Below are 807 nucleotides of genomic sequence, written 5' to 3'. Positions count from 1 at the left end.
CTCTAAGTCAACGTAGTCTATAAGCTGAATATATAAATCTTTCTGACTTGCATCTTCACGCTTTAACAAAAAACCATCAGAAACAAACTTCATTATGGCTTTGTTGGTGTCATAGAGATCTGAAGCTGGAAGATACTCAAGCTTATGGATAATTTGCTCTATCTCATAGGCTGTAATACCTTCCGTTTGATAACGTTTGGCTAGAAATTCACGAAGATCGGACTTAATCAGCACATCTTCAGGTGCTCGCTCAATTGCTTCACCACGAGTATGTGGGTAGCCTTCTTTCCCTAGCAGTTCAATAATGGCTTGTTCTAGCCGTTCTTCTGTGAACTTCATAAACCTTCCTAACCTATATTCGATAACTTAGAATGAAGTAATTCAATCAGCTTGTTGAGCTGAGTATTATTTAATAAGCAAAGTTCTAGCCTGTGGTATATAGGAGCTATGAATTGATTAAACTGCTCTTTAATTTCACGGGGAGGAGCTACTACCTTTTGCTCATCAAAGTCTTTCGTAACTAGAGAATTGAAAATTGCTCCATCAACAACCATAGCTTTAAGCCTTTTCATTAAGTGCAAACTGAGCTGATGAACATAAAACTCTTGTCCACTCTCACTCTTCATTGCATAACAACTTTGATTCATTGCCATATCCTTGCCAGCAATGGCAACAGAACCCGTTGTAGCACCACGACATAAGATAAAAGTAGTGTTTTTCGGATACAATTTTGCACTACTTTTTTTCAAACCTAGTTCTGTTATATTTTTTTGATTGTGAAGAGCGTAATACCCCTTAGTCACATCT

2 protein-coding genes are annotated in these 807 nt (G+C 37.4%); both read right to left on the bottom strand.

The features are described 5' to 3' along the window. A partial coding sequence (locus tag AB4486_RS25850; RefSeq protein ID WP_372119594.1) for a type I restriction endonuclease occupies nucleotides 1-339 on the bottom strand: 339 nt, incomplete at its 3' end. An 8-nt stretch (nucleotides 340-347) separates the two neighbouring features. Beyond that, on the bottom strand, nucleotides 348-807 hold a 460-nt coding region (locus AB4486_RS25845), incomplete at its 5' end, for a restriction endonuclease subunit S (protein WP_372119592.1).

The organism is Vibrio sp. 10N.222.55.C6, assembly GCF_041473395.1.
In the GTDB taxonomy this organism is placed as follows: Bacteria; Pseudomonadota; Gammaproteobacteria; order Enterobacterales; family Vibrionaceae; genus Vibrio; species Vibrio crassostreae_C.
Note: the sequence above shows the minus strand (reverse complement) of the source record. Positions and strands in the feature narration are given on the sequence as shown.